The sequence below is a fragment of the uncultured Faecalicoccus sp. genome (assembly GCF_944327125.1).
Lineage (GTDB): Bacteria > Bacillota_I > Bacilli_A > Erysipelotrichales > Erysipelotrichaceae > Faecalicoccus.
Genome location: NZ_CALVGO010000014.1, coordinates 1 through 20,980 on the forward strand (window position 1 = coordinate 1; position 20,980 = coordinate 20,980).

A 20,980-nucleotide genomic window follows, 5' to 3' on the forward strand; every position below is an offset into this window, starting at 1 on the left:
GGTCTCATAGCTCAGTTGGTAGAGCAAAGGACTGAAAATCCTTGTGTCGTTGGTTCGATTCCGACTGAGACCACCATTTGTTAACAAACCTTTATCTAAGTGATAGAGGTTTTTTTATTTTGATATTTTTTCTCAATTTCTCTTCTGTCTTTCTTCAAAAGCTATAGTATAATAAAACTATAGTTTAATGAAGTAAATTAGGGAGGATTGAATCATGGAACAAATCAATCAAAAAGAGAAAATGGAAAACCACAGAATTTTATTGTGGGGGGGATATAAGAAGTCCTTACGGATCTTCTTTACTTTAGGAATCGCGACAACAATGGCTTTCGGACTGACAGGTTGCGGCAATAGTGAACCTCCTGTTGAAGAAGCAGAAACAGAAGTAACCGAAGAAGTTGAAACTCAAGAAGCTACCACTCCGGAAATTATCGGTGAAGATAGCACGGATACCTTAACTATTGATGAACTTCTGGCAGGAATAGGAGCTTCAGATATTGACGAAGTTTGGAATAATCAAGAGGCTCTGGATTTTATAGCAAATTGGATGGAACAAAATGGTTATTATGATGTTGAAGCCAAATTTGCAGGTGATGTACCCGTTTGTGAAGCCCATTCCATGCTACAAAGCGATGGATCCGAAATGTATGTTTATGTTGAGGTAAGCCCTAGTTATGGTGGAAAGTTTATGCTACATGCCGATCGCCAAGATGGCGATGCGCTTGGAGAAAGGCTTGCTGTATGGAGATCTCCTGAACTTCCTTCAGCGCTTAAAGTAAATGAGACTATAGAGCAAGGTGATTGGAACTGACAATTAGGCGAGAAGATGTAGACTAACCTTCTCACCCCTAACTTGTTAATAAACTTGATCGACTTTTTGTAGTCTTTAATATAATTTTCATGCAGAAATATCCATAATATACATGTATACATGGATGTTTCTGCTTTTCTTAATTCCTAGAATTGTTAGTAAGTTAATATGATTTATGTAGAGGCGATACTATTATTCGAAATCTTTTGACGAAGGTTTAACTATTGATACATTCTAAAAATGATTTTGTATTTGAGAACAATCGGATTTGTTGACTATTTGAAAATCTAAGATATAATTTAATTGCAAGGTATATACCTTAACAGCGGGTGTATCTCAGCCCTAAGTGAGAAATTTATTTAGCGAGCTTCTCTTAGCTCAATACAAGAAATTTACAAGTGAGCGTTTCGCTGCTCTGAATGCGATTGTAACAAAAGCAGGAGCACATAAAAGTTCCTGCTATTTTTTTGAGGTGATTGAAAATGGAAAACATTAAACTATATACAGTTTCAGAAAAATATATTGAATACCTATCTTCCTATGCTCCACATTTATTTAGAAACAAAGCCGCAAATCAAACACATCATAGAGCATATATCGGAATTGTTTTACAAGTAAACGGACTTGATTATTTTGCCCCTCTCTCTTCATTCAAGGAAAAACATAAACGAATGCAGGAGACATTAGATTTCATTAAAATCAAACGATATGCTGTTATAAATCTTAATAATATGTTTCCTATCCAATCTAAAGATTATACGTACTTGAATTTTTCGAAAGAACGAGATTCAAAATATAAATCTTTGCTTTTGGCTGAATATCGATATATAAAATCCATTCAAGAAAAAATACGCAAAAATGCTTCTTTGGTGTATAAACTTAAAATAAGTGGAGAAACAAGTTCTTTAACAAAAAGATGTAACGATTTTCTCCTTTTGGAAGAGAAATGCCGTAAATATAAATAATCAACAAATCCGCTAGTTTGAAGAAAAAATACCAAATTTGAAAAAATGAAAATAATACTTGTTAATATATGCTAATTTGATTATACTCTTAGTATAAAGAAAGTCCTATCTGGTTCGCCTGGATACCGACAATTACCACCATCTCTAAAATGTGCCTTTATCGCTTTAGATAAAGGCTTTTTTATGTTAATATGCTTTTTCTCATTTTCTGTCCTGTTTTTTTTAATAAGCTATACTAGAATATAATCAGAGGAAAGAATTATGAACCAAAAAGATATAGGAAAATTCATTTATAAACGTCGAAAAGAAAAAGATCTTACACAGGCGCAATTAGCCGAAATGCTGAATGTTAGTGACAAATCCATTTCCAGATGGGAAAACGGAAAAACCATGCCGGACCTTTCTTTATATGAACCTTTATGCAAAGCCCTTGATATTCAAATTTCTGAACTTCTCTATGCAAAAAAAATGAACGAAAAAGAGAAATTAATACAAGGAAACCGATCCGCAATGGAAATTTTCAAGACAAAATCGGAGTTGTTGACATTTGGAATATTTACAGAACTTTTGATTCTTGTTGGAATTGTTATCACCATTACTCTGACAAAACTCTTCGCAAAAACATTTTTTCAGACAATACTTATCATGGTTTGTGGCGGTTTTGTATGGGCATTTGGAATCGTATTACGAATAAAGATCAAAAAGGCAATTTCTTTTTTAGAAAAAGATTTGTTTTGAAAGGAGTCATTTTATGAAAAAATACCTGATATTTAAATCTTTAACAGTTTTCATTACCTGTTTAGCAGGAATAATGGTTGTATTAACCAACCAGGAGGACCCTGAACTGAGCACGATCTATTGTCTTTCTATCTCCGTATTCATGTTAGGAATCTTGTTGGTCGTAGAATGGAATATCCGCAAAAAGAATCCTTTTGAAAACCGAACCAAGTTAGACGTATGCCTTTCCTTTGGTATGATGGCTGCACTATTTGGAGGAATCATGGAATTTAACCAAATGATTCAAATCTTTCTTTTTTTGATTGGTATATTGATCTCGATTTTTTCACTTATTATCGTTTTTTTAGAAAAATAAAGACTTCAAAGTTTGAAAATATTATTCGGATATATTGAGATATGGTGAACATCAAATTAGGGAATCTTATACTTGAAATTTAAATACGTTTGTTTTTTGTGCTTCTTTGTCATGTGGTATGATATAGCTATGAAAAAGTTAGATTGTTTAAAAGGAAAACTTATTGTTTCCTGCCAGGCTTTGCCGGAGGAACCTTTACATTCCTCATTTATTATGGGAAGGATGGCTTTAGCGGCTAAAGAAGGGGGAGCCAGCGGGATCCGTGCCAACAGCGTAGCGGATATTTTAGAGATTCAAAAACAGGTGGATCTTCCCATCATTGGAATTATAAAAAGACAGTATGGGGACAATCCTGTCTATATTACACCGACCATGGTGGAAATCGATGAACTGATGACGGTAAAACCGGACATCATTGCCTTAGATGCCACCCATCGTGAACGGCCTGATGGAAGATCGTTAAAAGAATTTTATAACGAAATTCGTTCAAAGTATCCATCACAGCCATTGATGGCAGATTGTTCGACTTTGGAAGAAATGATCCAGGCCTCGGAGCTGGGTTTTGATTTTGTAGGAACGACATTGGTAGGTTACACAGAAGAGTCCAAGGGTGTTCGAATTGAAACCAATGATTTTGAACTGATCCGTAAGTTTTTACAAGTCAAAAAAAGTCCTGTGATTGCCGAAGGGAACATCGATACCCCTTTAAAGGCAAGACGAGTGCTGGAACTTGGATGTTTCAGCGTGGTGGTGGGCTCGATCATTACCCGTCCGCAAGTTATTACGAAACGTTTTGTCGATGCCATTGAATAGACCGCATTCGTGGTCTTTTTTTGTGAATGTTGATATAATAGTTCCATTGGAGGTGCATTATGTTAACCAAAGATCAATGCGAAAAAATACTTAGCTATTGTATGGCCAGTGAAGCTGACTTTGCGGAATTATTTGAAGAACATACGACCAGCGAAAGTATTTCGATGTTAAATGGTGAAATCGAAGAAACCAACCGGGTTATTCGTGCCGGGATTGGAATTCGTCTGTATAAGGATGTTCAATCGGTTTATGGATATACCAATGAAATGGAGATGGAAAAGATCTTCACCTTGGCCGATGATCTGAAAGCCGTTTTTGGAATCAGTGAAGAAGAACGATCCGTTTCTTTAAAAGAACAGAAGATGGAGAACAGACATCCTGTTTTGGTGGATCCCATCGATGCTCCGCTTTCCGAAAAAGTAAAACTTTTGGAACGGGCCTATAAAACCGGAAAAGAAGAAAGCGAGAAAATCGTAAAAATAACGGGATCTATGAGGAATTCAAGACAAAACGTTCAAATTTCAAACAGCGATGGACGTTTTGTACAAGATGTTCGGGTGAAAACACGAATGGCCATCACAGCGTATGCAAAGGAAAAAGAGAATATGCAGACGGGCAGTGATGGACCAGGTGCCAGTCAGGGGTTGGAATTTTATGAACATACAACACCGGAGTCTATTGCCAAAGAAGCCTGCCGAACGGCTTTGGTGCTTTTAAAAGCGAAAGATTGTCCTTCCGGAAAGATGCCGGTCATTATCGATAACGGGTTTGGCGGTGTGATCTTCCATGAAGCTTGCGGACATTCACTGGAAGCGACTTCTGTCGCCAAGAATCAGAGTGTATTTAGTGATAAGATCGGAGAAAAAATTGCCAGTTCCTGTGTGACCGCCATTGACGATGGAACGATACCGAATGCCTGGGGAAGTGAAAATATAGACGATGAAGGAAATCCTCAACAAAAAAGAGTGCTCATCAAAGACGGAATTCTGGAAAACTATATGATCGATCAGCTCAACGGCCGCCGTATGAATAGAAAATCTACCGGATCCAGCCGTCGGGAGTCGTATAAATATGAACCTACTTCCCGCATGTCAAACACTTATATTGCGGCGGGAACGGATCGTTTTGAAGACTTGTTCAAAGGCATCAAGAAAGGTCTGTATGCCCGAAAAATGGGTGGCGGAAGTGTAAATCCACAGACTGGTGAATTCAACTTTGCGGTCAATGAGGGATATATGATCGAAGAAGGAAAGATCACGTATCCGGTAAAAGGGGCTTCCCTGATTGGGAACGGGAAAGATATTTTAATGAACATTGATATGGTCAGTGACAATGTAGAAAGAGCCCAGGGTATGTGCGGTTCTTGTTCCGGAAGCATTCCTGTTGATGTCGGCCAGCCGGCAATCCGTGTTTCCAGTATTACAGTAGGAGGTACGGCCAATGAATAAACAAGCTTGGATTGAATATGCCCTTCAACAGGGCATGGAAAGTCTTGAAATCTATCAGGCACAGACCTCTCAAAGAAGTGTCACCTGGTTTGATCATAAAGTGGATGCCTTTACGACAAGTTCAACGATAGGAACATCCATTCGTGGTGTATATCAGAAAAAAATGGCCAATATGGCATTTGAAGAAATCCATGATGATATGATGGAAGATGTGATTTTTCAATTGATTGAACAGGCGCAAACGCTGTCTACTAAAGAAGAAGATACGATCGTTACACCGAAATCTTTTACATCGGTAACCAAGGAAGTTCACTGGGTTTCGGCCGATATGACATTGATCAAAGAGACTTTGAGTACGTTAGAAAAACGACTTTTGGAATTTGATCCACGAATCATTCAAGTCAATGAACTGGATTATCAGGAAGCCTCAGGTACTCGCATGATCACAAACTCTTTAGGACTGGATGTAAGAGATGAAGACCATATGCAGGCCATCTCTGCCTATGTTGTCGCAAAAGAAGGAAACGATGTTCAGGTCAATTATGAAGTAGAGGTCGTTGAGGATCTGTCTCAGTTGGATCTGGATGCCTTTGTGAAAAAGGTTTGCACGCCTGTTTTGAAAAAACTGAATGCGAAATCCATTCCCAGTCAGACGATGCCCGTTATTTTCGATACAGAGGCAATGACTTCGTTGTTTTCGGCTTTTACCGGTCTGTTCAATGGAGAACTGATCTACAAAGGGATTTCCTGCCTGAAAGATAAACTGAACGAAAAAGTGTTTTCAGAGAAGATTACGATCGTCGATGATCCGCGAAATACAGATTGTCTTTCCATCGCGAATTTTGATGATGAAGGGTATCCGACAAGACGGAAAGTCCTGATTGAAAATGGTATTTTTAAAACCGCTCTTCATTCGGTGAAATCCGCTGCGAGAATGAATACCGAAAGCACCGGAAATGGTTTTAAGCCAGGATACCTGGGTACGATCAGTGTATCTCCGATGAACTGCTGTATCATGCCGCAAACCAAATCGCTCGAAGAGCTTTGCGAAGATATGAAAGATGGACTGGTGATCACGGATCTTCAGGGACTTCATGCCGGGATCGATTTTGTGACCACAGATTTTTCTCTTCAGGCTTCGGGGTATTTAGTAAAAAATGGAAAACGAGATCAAAGTGTAACTTTGATTACTGTCGCAGGAAACTTCATGGCATTAATGAACGATGTCGTAGAAGTTGGTGGTGATCTAGACTGGACGTATCATCAGGTGATCAGTCCAAGTATATATTTTAAAAACTGTGCAATCAGTGGGGAGTAGATAAAATGGCTTATATCAATTCAAAAATGCAGGAAGCCCTGCAGATGTTAAAGAAAGAAGACTCAAGGCTGACAAGAACTCATGTGGTCGATCTTTTGTTCACGACCCAGCTTTATGTTCCGGCTACCTGGGATAAAGATCCTATTCGTGATGAAAAGGGAAATGTATCTTTTCCTGAAGATACCCATTTCAGTCTTTTAACGATCCAGACAACCGATCAAAAACGGTTCTTTCCTATGTTTACCTCTCATGAAGAGAGTGAAAAATGGGCCGGATCCAAAAATGGAAAACTGTTACTGTTGAGCTTTGACCAGTACATTCCAATCGTAGAAATGGCAAAAAACGAAATTGCGGGCATTGTGGTTGATCCTTATGGTTTCAATACGCCCTTTCAGACACCCTTTTTACTGGAACTGAAAAATCAGCCGCGCCATACCGGTTTAAAAGAAACGAAGATCGACAAGGGAGAACGGGTGTCTTTGCGTACACCGTCTTCTCAAGTGGACGATCTTAGAGATGTATTACGAAATTATGGGCGCCGGCACGATTTTGTGAAAGCGATCTATTTTAAGGAAAGAATCGTAGAAGATCGCCCAAGTCACTGGTTTATTATTGTGGATATGACCAAAGAAGATCCCAAATTCTTTCAGGAAATGGCACATTTCTGTGCGTCCTGCAGTCATGGCAAACAGTTTGAATTCATGTTTGCCAGCATGAAGCTGGCACAGGAAATCATTGCCAATAACGAACCGATCTATGTAAAAACAGATGCCTGATGAATTTCAGACATCTGTTTTCTTTTCGATTTTTGGTTTAGAATAGAGAAGAGGTTTTTATGTACTTGCCAAAACAGATCGAAACAATATTAGACACATTGAATCAGGCTGGATATGAGGCTTTTGTCGTGGGCGGATGCATTCGCGATCATTTGTTGGGACGACCATGTTCTGATTATGATATCTGTACCAGCGCTCTTCCAAAGACGATCCAGGCTCTTTTTCCCAAGACCATACCGACCGGGATCAAACATGGAACCATTACGGTGTTATGCCCGGAGCCGGTAGAAGTTACGACCTTCCGTAAAGAAGAAGACTATAAAGATCACCGTCATCCTGACAAGGTTTACTTTGTCTCTCATATTGAAGAAGACCTGTCACGCCGCGATTTTACCATCAACGCAATGGCTTATCATCCTCGACATGGAATTGTAGATCCTTTTGGAGGACAGGACGATTTGAAAAAACGGATCGTTCGCTGTGTGGGAGATCCCAATATCCGTTTTCAGGAAGATGCTTTGCGCATGGTTCGAGCCCATCGGTTTTGTGCCAAGCTTCACTTTGAGATGGAAACAGGGACCCAAAAAGCCATTGGGGACCATATCGATCTGATTCGGTTTGTTTCATCGGAAAGAATCTACAAAGAATTAAAAGAGATTCTAAAAGAAGATCCGTATGAACTGGAGAAAATGACAGAACTTTTGTCAAGGTGGATCCCAGAGCTTCAGGCGTGTCTGGTTTGTTCTCAAAATACACCGTGGCATGATACCAATGTTCTGCATCATACATTAAGGGCGATCTCTTTTCTTAAACCGTTTGATGAAACGTTGGCCTTTGCCTTGTTGTTTCATGATCTGGGAAAACCAGAAACCAAGACCACGGTTGATCAGATCGATCATTTCTATGATCATCCTGTTCGCAGTGCACAAATCGCAGGTAGAATATGCCGGGATCTGAAGATGCCCAAAAAACAAAGCCGCCAGATCGTAGAACTGATTCGTTATCATGATGAAAAACTCTCCAACAAATTAAAGACGATTCATCGGTTTCGTATCCAGCGGGGCTTTGATGATGCATGGATGCAGAAATATTTTCAGTTGCGCATTTGCGATATAAAAGCGCATTCCTTAAAAGGACAGTCCTCTTTAGAATGGCTGCAGAGTTTTATTGATTTTTATGAAGAAAACAAACAGCGGCCGATGGATTTTCATGATTTAGATATTACCGGCAATGATATTTTAAAGCACACGGATCTAACAGGAAAAGACATCCAGAAGGCTTTAAAGCGTTGCCTGGATCTCGTGTTTTATGATCCAGGTCTTAATGATAAAGAAAGATTGATCCAAATGATCAAATCCAGGAGGGATTAGATGCCATATGTATTGTTAGGAATTTTCATTCTTTTCATCGTTTGTATCATCGTTTTGTTGATGGTGTTCCGAAGAATGGTTTTTACCATGGAAACGGGCCAAAAACAACGCCAGATGGAAGAACAAAACCAGATACTGCATAGAGAATATCAGGAAAAAGAGATGAATCGGTCGTTTCAGCTTTTAAATGAGCAGCTTCAGACCTTGAGAAAAGAACAGGCTCTGGGTTCTCAGTCGATCGATAAGATGCAAAATGATATCCAGCGTATGAATCAGGTCATGACCAATACCAAGGCCAGAGGAAATTGGGGCGAATACCAGCTGGAAGCCTTATTAAAAATTTATGCGGGAGAAAATCCGGAAGTTTTTTCTATTCAGTACACATTGCCGAATGGGAAAATTGCCGATGCGATCCTTCATCTTCCGCAAACTTCGAAAGTGTTGTGCATTGATTCCAAGTTTCCCATGGAGAATTATTTGAAGATGGAAGAAGAACCGGCAAACAAAGAGACGTATTTCCGTCTTTTTAAAACCAATATGAAAAAACACATCGATGATGTTTCTTCCAAATATATCAATGAACATACAGCTTCTCAGGCTATTTTGTTCATTCCCAGCGAATCGATCTATCAGCTGGTTTGTTCGCAATGTACCGATATTTTGAATTATGCATTGTCCCATCACGTTCTTTTGACATCGCCAACGACCTTGGTAGGGGTGATTTTTACACTGCTGGCCAGCACACGCGATTTTTATCGTTCGAATCATTTACAAGAGATCGAAAAAAATATTTTACTGCTTCAGGAAGATATGGAACGTTTGGTGATGCGTACGGATAAGGCGACAAAAACCTTAGAGGCTTTGACAGGGCAGTTTGATCAGGTTTCCATCAGCGCCAATAAGATCGTCAGACGAATGAAAAATTTAGAACAAGGAAGGGAAAAAAATGATTACGACAATTAAAGGGGATATCACCGGTCTGGATTTTGATATCATTGTCAATGCCGCCAACAATCATCTGCTTCCCGGAGCCGGTGTTTGTGGGGCTATCTTTGCCAAGGCTGGAAAAGAACTGGAAAAAGAATGTCAAAAAATCGGCTATGTGAAAACAGGGGATGCGATCATGACACAGGCTTATGATCTTCCCTGCCGGAAAATCATCCATACACCCGGTCCCATTTATTCAGGAAGCGATCAGGATGAAGAATGTCTCAGTGCCTGTTACTGGAATTCTCTTTGTCTGGCCTATGATCTTTTGATTCAGGAAAAAAGAGAGCGATTATCCATTGCCTTTCCCTGTATTTCGACAGGGATCTATGGATATCCTCATAAGGAGGCCTGTCAGATTGCGGTCAAGACGGTCTATCAGTTGATGAATGAATATCCGGAAGCTCGAAAAATCGATGTTCTCTTTGTGTGTTATCTTCAACAGGACTATGAACTGTATAAGGAGGAGCTGTCTCATTATGCGTTCCGCCGTTGATCAAAGTCATCAATTTTTAGCGCCGGCATTGCATAGGCAGGCAGTGTGTGTCGATGCCACGCTGGGCAATGGAAACGATACGGCTTTTTTTCTGGCGCAAGGGGTTCGAAAGGTCATTGCCTTTGAAGTGCAGGAGGATGTTTTATCGCAAACCCAACAAAACATCAGTGACTCTCGACTGGAAGCCAACCTGGACGGGCACGAGCACATGGATCGTTATATTCATGAAGAGGCGGATGCCATCGTGTTCAATTTCGGGTATTGTCCGGGCAAAGAAAGCTTGATTCATACCATGGAAACCACAAGCCTGGAAGCTGTGAAAATAGCGTTACGCCTGTTAAAGGTCAAGGGCAGAATGGCCCTGGTCTTCTATCCGCATCCAGAAGGTATCAAAGAAGCGGAGTCTATCATTCAGTACCTAAAAACTTTGGATCCATATCGTTATGCGATCTGCTGTGTTTCACAGCTCAACCATTCACATTCTCCCTATTGGGTGGGAATAGAAAAAAAGAAGGAGAGCTAAGCTTCCTTCTTGACAAAAGATTCGTAATATTCAGCCTTTTTGGCGTTGTGCTGGTTGCGGTATTGTTTTGCCAGCAAATACCCTACGATTGCTTTTTCCTGGGAGGTGCACTGAGGAAACTGCGCCTCCATATTTTTTATATGATTGGTTTTGTTTAAAATCAGAATATCATAAAGCATATGGGCGTGTGCTTTCAATCCTTCGTTGGTGCCGTTGTCGATTGTGTCTAAAAGGTTTTTGGATTGTTCCTTGTTTTCTTCATAGACATAATGTTCAAAAGCCATGGAAATGATCTCATACCGCTGTTTTTTCCCCCGGGCAATTCGAATGAGCTTTTCAAACTGCTCTTTGATCTTTTCGGAATCGTCGGTCATGATATAGCGATTCAATTTCATGAATTCAATGTTGTATAAAGGAAAAAACAGCTTTGTCATCGAGGAATGGATATCTTTATCAAAAGCTTCAAAATCCAGAGACTGCAGCTCGTTAAGAAGGCGCTGCGTGTGATATTTTCGATAGACAAAAGAGAAGATCACATAGACAATGGCCAGTACCAGGAAAACCGCAAGCATGCGCATGGACCAGGTCTGCATATTATTTCAGTTTCTCCTTTAATGCTTCAAAGTCTACATTTTCCGTTTCATGGAAATGGATGATCTCGGTATCGCCTTTGTAGCGGGGAATCAGATGAACATGAAAGTGGTTGACACTTTGTCCGGCTGCTTCATGGACGTTTGATAAAATATTGAGACCGTCACAGTTTAGGCTTTCTTCAAGTTTTTTTGCCAGCATCTGGGCCACTTCAAACAAATGGTCGCGAAGTTTGGCCGGGCATTCCAAAAACGATTCATAATGTTCTTTGGGAATAACCAGGGTATGTCCTACAGCGGTAGGGTTGATATCTAAAAAGGCCAGGACCGTATCGTCTTCATAGACCAGGTGACTGTTGATTTCTTTCTTTGCGATGGAACAAAAAATACACATAAAAATTCCTCCTTTGAAAGTATTATACTCTAAATAAAGTGAAAAGTCAGGCTAAGGGGGTGCCTGACTTTTCAAAAAATTAAGGGGATAGAAAATAGTATGAATTCTAAAAGACTTCATACCGGCAAGGTCTTCTATTCCTTGCTGCATAAAGTATAGCACAGGCAAAAACATAAAATATGTGAATAATATGGGAAAATATGTGAAATAGATCTTCAATGATTTTCTTTTGTTTAAGTCGAATAAAAATAATTGAATGAAAATACAAACTCCAATTCAAGATAGTTTGGATTATGCTATAATAAACTTTAAATGGGGGTCATTTTATATGATAGATAAAACCATTCAGGAAATCAGTGCGTTGTTGAATGCATCATGTATTCAGGATAGTCCAGATCAAAGAATACATGGCGTTTGTATAGATTCAAGAGAGATTCAAAAAGACAATTTATATATTCCTTTGATAGGACAGAAAGTGGATGGCCATACTTTTATCGAAAGCGTAAAGGAAAAAGGATGCCGGGCTTCCCTTTGGCAAAAAGATCATCTGCCGTATCCAAAAGAAATTGCCCTGGTTTTGGTGGAAGACACTTTACAGGCTCTTCAGCAGCTGGCAAAAGCTTATTTGAATACTTTACATTGTCTGGTGATCGGTGTTACCGGCTCCAACGGAAAAACCAGCTGTAAAGATATGCTGTATTCTATTTTCTCCCAGGAAAAGAAAACACAAAAAACACAAGGAAATCGCAATAATGAGATTGGTCTTCCTTTGACGATCTTGGAGTTTGATTCAGATGTTGAGGTTGCGATTTTGGAAATGGGAATGGAAAACAAAGGGGAAATCGATTTTTTATGTTCGATTGCTCCACCGGATATATCCATCATCACGACCATCGGCAGTGCTCATATGGAAAATCTGGGAGGAAAGAAACAGATTGCCCAGGCAAAGCTGGAGATTCTCGAGAATCTAAAACCCGGAGGACTCTTCCTGTATGATAAAGACAGTCCGGAAATCGATGATTGTCTGCAAGAGATGAATATCGACCTGACAAAAAAAGTCGTTTCTTTTGGAACGGGTGGTGATATTTGTTTGACAAGTGATGTGCAAACCATCGAGGATCATATAGAATTCACCTGTTCCTGCCTGGATGAAAAAATCGTGGTTTCTACACTAGGACTTGTTCAGGCCAAAAACGCATTGCCTTGTATTTACATAGCGTTACAAAAGGGGATCCATAGTTCTTCTATTTTAGAAGGCTTGGCCCATTTGGATATGACGAAAATGCGAATGCAGCTTTACAGTGCCCAGAAGGCCAAGATCCTGGACGATTCTTATAAATCGAATCCAGAAAGCGCTAAAGCGGCAATCGATGCTTTGATGAGTCTTCCTTCTTCTTTGCATGTGGCCTGCTTGTCCGATATGCTGGACCTTGGTGAAGAAGAATTGAACTTACATGCCCAGATTGGTGCGTACGCAACGCAAAAAGGCGTGGATGTCCTATTGGGAACTGGAGAAAGGACAAAACAAACCGTGGCGAGTTTTCATGGCAAGTCAGCCTTATGGTTTGAGACAAAGGAAGAAATGATCAAAATTGCCAGGACCTTTTTAAATCAGGAATGTGTGATCTTAGTAAAGGGGTCCCGAGCCATGGCTATGGACGAAGTCGTTAATGCATTGAGGGGGAATCAAAATGAATAAATTAAATCTTGCGGTATTGTTTGGAGGACAAAGTTCAGAATATTCTGTATCCTTACATTCTGCCGGATCCTTTTTAAGACAGATACGAAAAGAAAACTATAATCTGATTTTGATCGGAATCGATCAAAATGGTGTCTTTTATTTATATAACGGTGATGTAGAACAGATCGAACATGATACTTGGAAAAACGACCAGGACTGCACACCTTGTGCGTTTATTCATAAAGGAGTGATCAGTCTGGAAGATCCGGAAAATAAAATCGATATCGATGTGGTTTTTCCTATTCTCCATGGAAAAAACGGAGAGGATGGATGTGTCCAGGGATTGTTGGAATTGATGAACATTCATTATGTCGGGTGTGATGTGATGAGTTCAAGCATCAGTATGGATAAAGAAATCATGCATATCTTGTGTAAGGAAGCCAATATTCCTTGCGCTCCATATGTTTGTTTAAAGAAATACGAAGAAAATCCAAGCTTTGAAGAGATCCAGAAACAGATACCGCTTCCTTGGATCATCAAGCCATGCAATGCGGGAAGCAGTTATGGTGTGCATAAGGTAGAAACCAGAGAAGATTTTGAACCGGCTGTAGAAGATGCTTTTTATTATGATGGCCGCGGAAAGATCCTGGTCGAAAAGGCCATTGATGGTTTTGAGATTGGCTGTGCCGTTATGGGGAATGAAACGGTCTTCACGGGAAGCATTGATGAGATCCAGATTCATGGAAGTATCTTTGATTTTGAAGGAAAGTACGAAGATAAAGGAGCCGAGATCATCTGTCCGGCCCGAATCACAGAACAACAGTTCAAGGATGCCCAGAAACTGGCATATCGAACATATAAAGCCATGAACTGTACCGGTTTGGCCCGCGTGGATATGTTTTTGACATCCGATCAAGAAATTATTTTGAACGAGCTGAATACGATTCCAGGATTTACTGCCACCAGCCGTTATCCTTCCATGATGAACGATGCCGGAATTTCGTTTCCAGATTTGATCGATAAGTTGATCGAACTGGCGATGCAAAGGAAGGTTGGCGTATGTTAGAAAGCTATAGTCGAAGTTGGACGGAAATCGACTATGATGCCATTGAACATAACGTAAGGGAAATACAGCGTTTGGTCGGGAAGACCAAAATCATGGGAATTGTCAAAGCCAATGCCTATGGACATGGTGATGTCGAATGCACCAAAGCCTTAAAAAAGGCGGGCGTTGATTTTTTTGGCGTCAGCAGTGTAGATGAAGCGTTGAATCTTCGTTATGCCGGCATCAAAGATCCCATCTTGATTTTGGGGTATACTCCAGAAGAACATTTTCATTATTTGATCGAAGAAAATTTGATTCAGTCTCTTGTCTCATTGGAGTATGCCTATAAACTGGATGCCTATGCAAACACTCAGAAAACTAAGATCCGCTGTCATTGTAAAGTGGATACAGGGATGTGCCGTACCGGGATCATCTACCAGGAACAAGAAAAAAATATGGATGCGATCCTAGAGGAATATCGGCTTTCCCATCTTAGTGTAGAAGGAATCTTTTCCCATTTTCCAGTGAGCGATGATTTACAGGAAGACAGCGTCAGCTTTACGAAAAAACAAATTGAACTGTTTCAGGAAGTTTGTTCTCAATTGGTTCAAGCTGGGATCCAACCGGGAATCAAGCATATTCAAAACAGTTATGGAATCTTGAATTATGGAGATCTGGGCATGGATTATTGCCGGCCGGGCCTTTTATATATGGGAGTGACCAGCGATGACAGTATTCCGATTGCTTCGGATCCTGACTTCATTCCGATTTTAAGCTGGTATGCCAACGTGAGTTTGGTAAAATGGATACAAAAAGGTCAGACGGTAAGCTACGGAAGACATTTCTGTGCGCAAAAACCGACGAAGGTCGCAACGATCTCTGTCGGCTATGCCGATGGCCTCCATCGTTTGGTTTCCAACCAGGGACTTTGTGTCCTGATTCACGGCAAACGCTGTCCTATCATAGGAAATGTCTGTATGGATCAGTGCATGGTGGATGTAACGGCTGTCGATGAAGTCAAAGAGGGCGATGTTGCGGTTTTGATCGGGCGACAGGAAGACCAGGAAGTGAGAGTGGATGAAATCTCACGCATTGCCAAAACGATCAACAATGAAACTTTGAGCAATATCGCAAGCCGCGTTCCTCGCTTAAGAAAGAGAGGTTCTTGATATGGCAAAAAAACAATATGCCGCTATAGACATCGCCAAGTATGTCAGTGCACTCTTGGTGGTGTGTATCCATACCTATCCTTTGATCGATATCAGTGAGACATTGAATACGTATTTTCTTCAGACGGTATGCCGAATCGCGGTTCCTTTCTTTTTTATGATCAGCGGTTTCTTTCTGTTTCGCAAGATCAATGGAACCCAACAAGATAACGAGGTCCTGAAAAAATACTTATGGCGGTTACTCAAACTGTATTTGATTTGGACCGTTATCTATCTTCCTTATACGATTTATAATTATCTGCAGGCGGATACAGGGATCCTGGGAATCGCATCGTATCTTCGGGATTTTGTCCTGAATGGTTCGTATTATCATTTATGGTTTTTGCCGGCGCTAATGACAGGAACCTTGATTGTTTATTATCTATACAAGAAAAAAGGAATCGTTTTTACTTTGAAAGTGGCCTTTATACTTTATGTGATCGGTTATTTTCTGAATATCTATGCCCCTTTATGGGAAAGCATTCCCGTGGTCGATTTTTTGTTCAGCTTCTTTACCAAGACAATGACGACCGCCCGCAATGGATTTTTCTTTGCACCGATGTTTGTCGGGATCGGTCTTCTGTTAGCCAAGACCAAACGTCTTTCTTCGCGCCTAGCACAGACGGCCTTGATCATCAGCTTTGCCTTACTGGTGATTGAAGTGACTTTATATATGATTACCGGTATGATGAGAGATCTGAGTTCTATGTATCTTTGTCTGATTCCTTGTACTTATTTTTTGGGGAATGTTTTACTGATTTCCAAACTTCCTTATAAGCCATCTTATAAGAGCCTGCGTGAGGATTCTTTATTGATCTATACAGTTCATATCCTGTTTGCGCAGCCTTTGTTGATGTTGTTGCCAAATGCACACATTGTCGTATACTTTTTAACCGTTGCATTATCTCAGTTGTTTGCGACCCTGGTTGTTCGATATCAAAATCGAATGCCGCTGCTGAAAAACTTATTATGATACGGATAACACAAATCAAGTGTCTGTGTGAAGAAGAAATTGAGGCACAGATCATAAAAAAACTGAATATTTCAAAAAAAGATCTTTTATCGTGGACGATTCATCGAAGAAGTATCGATGCTCGCCATCAAAAGATCCTTTTTTCGTATACTGTGGATGCAAGGGTTCGTAAAGAAAAGCGATTTCTTAAACAAAAAGACGTTTCCTTGACTCCTGATGAGACTTATCATCCCATCAAAGAAGGAAGCCGGAAACTGTCTTATCGTCCTATTGTTGTAGGATTTGGCCCGGCGGGTATGTTTGCCAGTTTATTGTTGGCAAGACAAGGGTATCGTCCTATCGTTATTGAAAGGGGAAGTCAAATCGATATCCGAAAAGAAAAGGTGCAAGCTTTCTGGCAGGGAGAAGACCTGGATGAAGAGTGCAATGTGCAGTTTGGACAAGGAGGTGCTGGTGCCTTCAGCGATGGAAAACTGACCACACGTTCCAAAGATGCCCGCGCCAGAAAAGTTCTTGAAGAACTGGTGGCTATGGGGGCCGATCCGGATATTTTGATCGATGCGCATCCTCATATAGGAACGGACGGCTTTGTTCCGATTTTGAAGAACCTGCAAAAGACCATTGAAGATCTGGGAGTATCGTTTTACTACGATACTTGTTTGAAGGATCTTGTTTTAGAAGATGGAAAATTAAAAAAAGTGATCACTTCCAAGGAAGAATTTTTCTGCGAATCATTGATCCTTGCCACAGGACACAGTGCTGTGGATACAGTGAAGATGTGTGCAGAAAAAGGGATGAATATAGAAAATAAACCGTATGCGATCGGAGTGCGCATTGAACATAAACAAAAATTTATCGATCAGGCCATTCTTCATGAGCGTGCCCAGGACCAGCGCTTTTGTCCTGCACGCTATCAAGTCTCTATGACAGCTTCCAATCAAAAAGGAGTGTATAGTTTCTGTATGTGTCCTGGAGGATATGTGATTCCCAGCTCTTCGCAAAAGGAGCATTTGGTGATCAACGGAATGAGCTTTTCCCATCGAGATGGTGAAAACGCGAACAGCGCACTTTTGGTCCAGGTCAATGAGAAGGATTACGGGTCAGAACTTTTTGCGGGCCTATGTTATCAGGAAGAAATTGAGAAAAAGGCTTTTGCCATGGCTAAGGATTATCGTGCCTGTGTTCAGCTGGCCAAAGATTATCTGCAAGGAAAAGTCAGCCGGTCTTTTGGCACCGTCAAGCCTACATATTACCGGGGAACGACATTTGTAGATTTAAATACGTTATTTTCCAAACAGGTGAACGATGCTTTACACGAAGGCCTTTTATATTTTGAAAAACGCATTCCGGGATTCAGTCTGCAAGATGCCGTATTAAGTGCTGTAGAGTCCAGAAGCAGTTCAGCGGTACGTATCTTAAGAGATGAGAATTTGGAATCAAATATTGAGGGAATCTATCCTTGCGGAGAGGGTTCCGGGTATGCCGGAGGAATCATGACCAGTGCCATCGATGGTTTAAAGTGCGCTGAAAAGGTGATTGAATCTTTTGCGAAACCTCTGTAAAATATCATGAGAACAAGGAGGCACCATGGCTATTTTTAAACCTGATTATTATGTTTCCAGTTACCGGTCTGTCGATATTGACCGATTAAAAAGAGCGGGGATCCGACTCTTATTGTGTGATATCGATAACACATTGATGGCTTATAATGAAAAACTGCCCAGTGCGGAAGTGATCCAGTTTATTGATCGAGTACAAAGAGCCGGTATTGAAACGGCTATTTGTTCCAATACGACAAAAAAGAGGGCAAGCCGCTTTGCCAGAGATCTGCATGTGAGCCAGGTTTATTATTTATCCTGTAAACCGATGCCGTTTAAATTTTGGAAGGCAATGAGAGATCATGGATATAAGAAAAAAGAAGTTGCCATTTTAGGTGACCAGCTGTTTACCGATATCTTAGGCGGCAACCTTGCGGGCATTTATACGATTTTGACCGAACCGATTTCCGTGGTGGACCGTTCAACGACCAAGTTTACCCGAAAATTTGAAGCAATTGTTTTTAAGAATCTTGAAAAAAAGGGATTCCATAAAGGAGAGTATGATGGCTAAATATTGTAAAGGATGCGGGATCGCATTGCAGAATGAAGATCCTCAGGGATTGGGGTTTGTCCCTACATTGGATGCAAACTATTGCCAGCGCTGTTACAAGATCCGCCATTACGGAACGGTGACAGTCAACATGCAGCAGGGAATCGAATCCAATCAGACATTGGAAAAAATCAATACCATAGATGGCGTTGTTTTCTGGATCGTCGATCTTTTTACCTTTGAAGCCAGTCTGATTTCTCGTTTGAATCAAAAACTTCCAGGCAAGGAGATCGTCATGGTTTTGACCAAACGGGATGTACTTCCTAAAACTTTGAGCGATGAAAAGGTTCTTTCCTTTGTCAATGAACGCCTGAAAGAAGAAGGCATTCATGTTAAAGATATCTTGATTTGCGGTTATTTGTTAAAAAATGATGAGGAGAGCACTAAAAATTTACTTCAGGTGGCCATGGCCATCCAAAAATATCGTCAGGACAAAGACGTTATTTTTATGGGGGTAGCCAATGCCGGTAAATCTACGATCCTGAATCGCTTGATGGCTTCTCAGTCATTAACGATATCCCGCCATCCGGGAACAACCTTGGATCTGATCCCTTTGGAACAGGATGGATATACGATCTATGATTCTCCAGGAATTGAGAATCATCACAGTATTTTAACGATTCTGAATCCCAAAGATCTAAAAACTGTGATCCCGGTCAAACCGATTCGGCCTTTGGTTTCTCAGATCTTTGAAGATCAAAGCTATGCCGCTGGAGGATTGGCCAGGCTGGATGTCGTAGTAAAAGGGAAAGCTACGGTTGTAGGTTATTTTTCCCGTTCTTTGCCGATTCATCGCGGCAAATTAAAAAATGCCGATTCTCTCTGGCAAAATCACCTCAACGAGATGCTGGTGCCATGCGTGGATACTTCTTTACTGACGATGCATACATACCATGCGCCGATGATCCCGGAAGGAAAAATGGACGTTGTGATCCATGGCTTGGGATGGTTTTGTTTAAGCGGTTCGATACAGGATGTCTATGTGCGTGTTCACAAGGGAATCCAGGTAACATTTAGAAAGGCGATGATTTAATGATCACGGCAGCAAATAAAAAATATTTACGAAAACTCAGTATGTCGTATCGTCCTTTGTTTCAGATTGGAAAAGAAGGACTGAGTTACAATATGATTCGTTCTCTCAACGATTCTTTAGAAGCTCATGAGCTGGTGAAATGTTCTTTGTTGAAAACCAGCCCGATTGATGTTCGCGAGGCTGCTATTGAATGTTCTTCCCAGACTCATAGCGAAGTGATTCACATCGTTGGCCGGACATTTGTTCTCTACCGTCGAAGCAAAGAGAATAAGCTGGGGCTGAAAAAATGAAAATCGCACTCTTAGGCGGTTCGTTTGATCCGGTCCATGAAGGGCATATTCAAATGGCCAAGGAAGCCGTTGCTCAGCTGGATGTGGAGGAAGTTTGGTTTTTGCCTACATGGAAGACACCTTTAAAGGAAAGAAATCTTTCTTCTACAAACGATCGCGTTCAGATGTTGGAACTGGCTTTGGCCAGCTATCCCAAATTCAAGATCAATCTTGTCGAGATGGAAAGAATGGGGTCCAGTTATACGATAGATACTTTAAGTATTCTTTGTCAAAGATACCCGGAAAATCAGTTCTACTGGCTGATGGGAAATGATCAATTGGAACAGTTTGATCGATGGAAAGAGCCAGAGAAACTGGTCAAACTGGCACAGTTTGTTTGTTTTGACCGGCTGGGAAAACTAGCGAAACCTTCCTATCCGATCTTATGTTTGCATATGCCCATGATGCCCGTTTCCAGCAGTGAGATCCGCAAAGGATATAAGCTGAATTATTTGGATCCAAACGTCTTAAATTATATTTACCAGCATCGTCTGTATATTGAAAACTTTGTCAGGGAGAGAGTGAATCCTCATCGGTTTGCCCACAGTTTGTCTGTCGCATCGCTTTGTGAAGAGTTGGCTATCAGCCATCATCTGGATTCTCATAAAGCGTACTTGATTGGTTTGTTCCATGATATTGCCAAGAGCATGTCCAAAGAAAAAATGGAACCTTGGATGGATGCGATCTGTCCTGAAAACAAAATTTATCCGGTGCCGGTATGGCATGGCTTTGTCGGCAGTGAGATCGTTAAGCGAGTTTTTGGCTTATGGGATGAAACCATCTGTGCAGCGATCTATCATCATGTGTTGGGCACAAGTACAGATCCTTATGCGATGATCGTTTTTTGTGCCGATAAGCTCGATCCTTTAAGAGGGTATCCGGTCCAGGAGCAAATTGAGCAGACAAAGAAAGATTTGGAAAAAGGATTTTCTTTGGTCAAAGAAGAAAATAAAAAATACTTGGAAGGAAAGGAATAAAA

At 40.7% G+C, this 20,980-nt stretch carries 23 protein-coding genes and 1 tRNA gene; 22 read left to right on the forward strand and 2 right to left on the reverse strand.

The annotated features are described in order from the left end of the window. From Q0K03_RS03030 to Q0K03_RS03090, 13 genes are all read left to right on the forward strand, one after another. A tRNA-Phe gene (locus Q0K03_RS03030) sits at nt 1-76 on the forward strand. A 138-nt stretch (nt 77-214) separates the two neighbouring features. Beyond that, entirely contained in the window at nt 215-811 is a 597-nt protein-coding gene (locus Q0K03_RS03035) for a hypothetical protein (RefSeq protein ID WP_289570481.1), read from the forward strand. Nucleotides 812-1,293: 482 nt separating this feature from the next. Continuing rightward, a complete protein-coding gene (locus Q0K03_RS03040; RefSeq protein WP_183376462.1) occupies nt 1,294-1,776 on the forward strand; it encodes a type III toxin-antitoxin system ToxN/AbiQ family toxin in 483 nt (160 codons plus the stop codon). Between the two features lie 261 nt (nt 1,777-2,037). Then, nucleotides 2,038-2,514 carry a helix-turn-helix transcriptional regulator gene (locus Q0K03_RS03045; RefSeq protein ID WP_297237584.1) on the forward strand — a complete coding sequence of 159 codons (477 nt, stop codon included), beginning with the start codon at nt 2,038-2,040 and terminating at the stop codon, nt 2,512-2,514. Nucleotides 2,515-2,587: 73 nt separating this feature from the next. Continuing rightward, entirely contained in the window at nt 2,588-2,869 is a 282-nt protein-coding gene (locus Q0K03_RS03050; RefSeq protein WP_297237586.1) for a hypothetical protein, read from the forward strand. Nucleotides 2,870-2,998: 129 nt separating this feature from the next. Then, entirely contained in the window at nt 2,999-3,682 is a 684-nt protein-coding gene (locus Q0K03_RS03055) for an N-acetylmannosamine-6-phosphate 2-epimerase (RefSeq protein WP_297237588.1), read from the forward strand. A gap of 59 nt (nt 3,683-3,741) precedes the next feature. Then, nucleotides 3,742-5,130, forward strand: a complete 1,389-nt coding sequence (locus Q0K03_RS03060) for a TldD/PmbA family protein (RefSeq protein ID WP_297237590.1) — start codon at nt 3,742-3,744, stop codon at nt 5,128-5,130. Next, nucleotides 5,123-6,448, forward strand: a complete 1,326-nt coding sequence (locus Q0K03_RS03065) for a metallopeptidase TldD-related protein (protein ID WP_297237592.1) — start codon at nt 5,123-5,125, stop codon at nt 6,446-6,448. The genes Q0K03_RS03060 and Q0K03_RS03065 overlap by 8 nt, the downstream gene beginning before the upstream one ends. Before the next feature lie 5 nt (nt 6,449-6,453). Beyond that, nucleotides 6,454-7,224, forward strand: coding sequence for an enhanced serine sensitivity protein SseB C-terminal domain-containing protein (locus Q0K03_RS03070; protein ID WP_297237594.1), 771 nt, complete (start codon nt 6,454-6,456; stop codon nt 7,222-7,224). A gap of 59 nt (nt 7,225-7,283) precedes the next feature. Further along, nucleotides 7,284-8,594: an HD domain-containing protein gene (locus Q0K03_RS03075; RefSeq protein WP_297237596.1), complete on the forward strand. Its 1,311-nt coding sequence runs from the start codon at nt 7,284-7,286 to the stop codon at nt 8,592-8,594. Beyond that, entirely contained in the window at nt 8,595-9,557 is a 963-nt protein-coding gene (locus Q0K03_RS03080; RefSeq protein ID WP_297237597.1) for a DNA recombination protein RmuC, read from the forward strand. Continuing rightward, nucleotides 9,541-10,077, forward strand: coding sequence for a macro domain-containing protein (locus Q0K03_RS03085; RefSeq protein WP_297237599.1), 537 nt, complete (start codon nt 9,541-9,543; stop codon nt 10,075-10,077). The genes Q0K03_RS03080 and Q0K03_RS03085 overlap by 17 nt, the downstream gene beginning before the upstream one ends. Then, nucleotides 10,061-10,600 (forward strand): class I SAM-dependent methyltransferase, encoded by a 540-nt coding sequence (locus Q0K03_RS03090; protein WP_297237601.1) that lies wholly within the window; start codon nt 10,061-10,063, stop codon nt 10,598-10,600. Before Q0K03_RS03085 ends, Q0K03_RS03090 begins: the two co-directional genes overlap by 17 nt. On the opposite strand, the gene Q0K03_RS03095 is transcribed toward Q0K03_RS03090, so the two are convergent. Together Q0K03_RS03095 and Q0K03_RS03100 are read right to left on the reverse strand one after the other, a co-directional pair. Then, nucleotides 10,597-11,193 carry a hypothetical protein gene (locus Q0K03_RS03095; protein ID WP_297237604.1) on the reverse strand — a complete coding sequence of 199 codons (597 nt, stop codon included), beginning with the start codon at nt 11,191-11,193 and terminating at the stop codon, nt 10,597-10,599. The two genes, Q0K03_RS03090 and Q0K03_RS03095, sit on opposite strands and share 4 nt — an antisense overlap. A gap of 1 nt (nt 11,194) precedes the next feature. Further along, nucleotides 11,195-11,584 (reverse strand): HIT family protein, encoded by a 390-nt coding sequence (locus Q0K03_RS03100; RefSeq protein ID WP_297237605.1) that lies wholly within the window; start codon nt 11,582-11,584, stop codon nt 11,195-11,197. Between the two features lie 328 nt (nt 11,585-11,912). Here Q0K03_RS03100 and murF point away from each other — a divergent pair, with 328 nt between their 5' ends. Genes murF through Q0K03_RS03145 form a run of 9 tightly spaced genes read left to right on the forward strand, consistent with a single transcriptional unit; the run spans nt 11,913 to nt 20,978 of the window. Further along, the gene (gene murF / locus Q0K03_RS03105; protein WP_297237607.1) at nt 11,913-13,283 is read left to right on the forward strand and encodes a UDP-N-acetylmuramoyl-tripeptide--D-alanyl-D-alanine ligase; all 1,371 of its coding nucleotides are present in this window, start codon (nt 11,913-11,915) and stop codon (nt 13,281-13,283) included. Then, the gene (locus tag Q0K03_RS03110) at nt 13,276-14,331 is read left to right on the forward strand and encodes a D-alanine--D-alanine ligase family protein (protein WP_297237609.1); all 1,056 of its coding nucleotides are present in this window, start codon (nt 13,276-13,278) and stop codon (nt 14,329-14,331) included. Before murF ends, Q0K03_RS03110 begins: the two co-directional genes overlap by 8 nt. Continuing rightward, entirely contained in the window at nt 14,325-15,479 is a 1,155-nt protein-coding gene (alr, locus tag Q0K03_RS03115) for an alanine racemase (RefSeq protein WP_297237611.1), read from the forward strand. The genes Q0K03_RS03110 and alr overlap by 7 nt, the downstream gene beginning before the upstream one ends. 1 nt (nt 15,480) lies before the next feature. Continuing rightward, nucleotides 15,481-16,491, forward strand: a complete 1,011-nt coding sequence (locus Q0K03_RS03120) for an acyltransferase (protein WP_297237613.1) — start codon at nt 15,481-15,483, stop codon at nt 16,489-16,491. Next, nucleotides 16,488-18,053, forward strand: coding sequence for an FAD-dependent protein (locus tag Q0K03_RS03125; RefSeq protein WP_297237615.1), 1,566 nt, complete (start codon nt 16,488-16,490; stop codon nt 18,051-18,053). Before Q0K03_RS03120 ends, Q0K03_RS03125 begins: the two co-directional genes overlap by 4 nt. A gap of 25 nt (nt 18,054-18,078) precedes the next feature. Beyond that, on the forward strand, nt 18,079-18,600 hold the full coding sequence (locus Q0K03_RS03130) for a YqeG family HAD IIIA-type phosphatase (protein WP_297237618.1): 522 nt from the start codon (nt 18,079-18,081) through the stop codon (nt 18,598-18,600). After that, nucleotides 18,593-19,672: a GTPase gene (locus Q0K03_RS03135; protein ID WP_297237620.1), complete on the forward strand. Its 1,080-nt coding sequence runs from the start codon at nt 18,593-18,595 to the stop codon at nt 19,670-19,672. The genes Q0K03_RS03130 and Q0K03_RS03135 overlap by 8 nt, the downstream gene beginning before the upstream one ends. Beyond that, nucleotides 19,672-19,962 (forward strand): YhbY family RNA-binding protein, encoded by a 291-nt coding sequence (locus tag Q0K03_RS03140; RefSeq protein WP_297237622.1) that lies wholly within the window; start codon nt 19,672-19,674, stop codon nt 19,960-19,962. Before Q0K03_RS03135 ends, Q0K03_RS03140 begins: the two co-directional genes overlap by 1 nt. Next, nucleotides 19,959-20,978 carry a nicotinate-nucleotide adenylyltransferase gene (locus Q0K03_RS03145; protein WP_297237625.1) on the forward strand — a complete coding sequence of 340 codons (1,020 nt, stop codon included), beginning with the start codon at nt 19,959-19,961 and terminating at the stop codon, nt 20,976-20,978. The genes Q0K03_RS03140 and Q0K03_RS03145 overlap by 4 nt, the downstream gene beginning before the upstream one ends. The last annotated feature ends 2 nt before the right edge of the window (nt 20,979-20,980 follow it).

What these genes read in the sequence shown, in the direction of transcription:
- Q0K03_RS03035 (WP_289570481.1), top strand. Translation starts at nt 215, where the DNA reads ATGGAACAAATCAATCAAAAAGAGAAAATGGAAAACCACAGAATTTTA.
- Q0K03_RS03040 (WP_183376462.1), top strand. Translation starts at nt 1,294, where the DNA reads ATGGAAAACATTAAACTATATACAGTTTCAGAAAAATATATTGAATAC.
- Q0K03_RS03045 (WP_297237584.1), top strand. Translation starts at nt 2,038, where the DNA reads ATGAACCAAAAAGATATAGGAAAATTCATTTATAAACGTCGAAAAGAA.
- Q0K03_RS03050 (WP_297237586.1), top strand. Translation starts at nt 2,588, where the DNA reads ATGGTTGTATTAACCAACCAGGAGGACCCTGAACTGAGCACGATCTAT.
- Q0K03_RS03055 (WP_297237588.1), top strand. Translation starts at nt 2,999, where the DNA reads ATGAAAAAGTTAGATTGTTTAAAAGGAAAACTTATTGTTTCCTGCCAG.
- Q0K03_RS03060 (WP_297237590.1), top strand. Translation starts at nt 3,742, where the DNA reads ATGTTAACCAAAGATCAATGCGAAAAAATACTTAGCTATTGTATGGCC.
- Q0K03_RS03065 (WP_297237592.1), top strand. Translation starts at nt 5,123, where the DNA reads ATGAATAAACAAGCTTGGATTGAATATGCCCTTCAACAGGGCATGGAA.
- Q0K03_RS03070 (WP_297237594.1), top strand. Translation starts at nt 6,454, where the DNA reads ATGGCTTATATCAATTCAAAAATGCAGGAAGCCCTGCAGATGTTAAAG.
- Q0K03_RS03075 (WP_297237596.1), top strand. Translation starts at nt 7,284, where the DNA reads ATGTACTTGCCAAAACAGATCGAAACAATATTAGACACATTGAATCAG.
- Q0K03_RS03080 (WP_297237597.1), top strand. Translation starts at nt 8,595, where the DNA reads ATGCCATATGTATTGTTAGGAATTTTCATTCTTTTCATCGTTTGTATC.
- Q0K03_RS03085 (WP_297237599.1), top strand. Translation starts at nt 9,541, where the DNA reads ATGATTACGACAATTAAAGGGGATATCACCGGTCTGGATTTTGATATC.
- Q0K03_RS03090 (WP_297237601.1), top strand. Translation starts at nt 10,061, where the DNA reads ATGCGTTCCGCCGTTGATCAAAGTCATCAATTTTTAGCGCCGGCATTG.
- Q0K03_RS03095 (WP_297237604.1), bottom strand. Translation starts at nt 11,193, where the DNA reads ATGCAGACCTGGTCCATGCGCATGCTTGCGGTTTTCCTGGTACTGGCC.
- Q0K03_RS03100 (WP_297237605.1), bottom strand. Translation starts at nt 11,584, where the DNA reads ATGTGTATTTTTTGTTCCATCGCAAAGAAAGAAATCAACAGTCACCTG.
- murF (WP_297237607.1), top strand. Translation starts at nt 11,913, where the DNA reads ATGATAGATAAAACCATTCAGGAAATCAGTGCGTTGTTGAATGCATCA.
- Q0K03_RS03110 (WP_297237609.1), top strand. Translation starts at nt 13,276, where the DNA reads ATGAATAAATTAAATCTTGCGGTATTGTTTGGAGGACAAAGTTCAGAA.
- alr (WP_297237611.1), top strand. Translation starts at nt 14,325, where the DNA reads ATGTTAGAAAGCTATAGTCGAAGTTGGACGGAAATCGACTATGATGCC.
- Q0K03_RS03120 (WP_297237613.1), top strand. Translation starts at nt 15,481, where the DNA reads ATGGCAAAAAAACAATATGCCGCTATAGACATCGCCAAGTATGTCAGT.
- Q0K03_RS03125 (WP_297237615.1), top strand. Translation starts at nt 16,488, where the DNA reads ATGATACGGATAACACAAATCAAGTGTCTGTGTGAAGAAGAAATTGAG.
- Q0K03_RS03130 (WP_297237618.1), top strand. Translation starts at nt 18,079, where the DNA reads ATGGCTATTTTTAAACCTGATTATTATGTTTCCAGTTACCGGTCTGTC.
- Q0K03_RS03135 (WP_297237620.1), top strand. Translation starts at nt 18,593, where the DNA reads ATGGCTAAATATTGTAAAGGATGCGGGATCGCATTGCAGAATGAAGAT.
- Q0K03_RS03140 (WP_297237622.1), top strand. Translation starts at nt 19,672, where the DNA reads ATGATCACGGCAGCAAATAAAAAATATTTACGAAAACTCAGTATGTCG.
- Q0K03_RS03145 (WP_297237625.1), top strand. Translation starts at nt 19,959, where the DNA reads ATGAAAATCGCACTCTTAGGCGGTTCGTTTGATCCGGTCCATGAAGGG.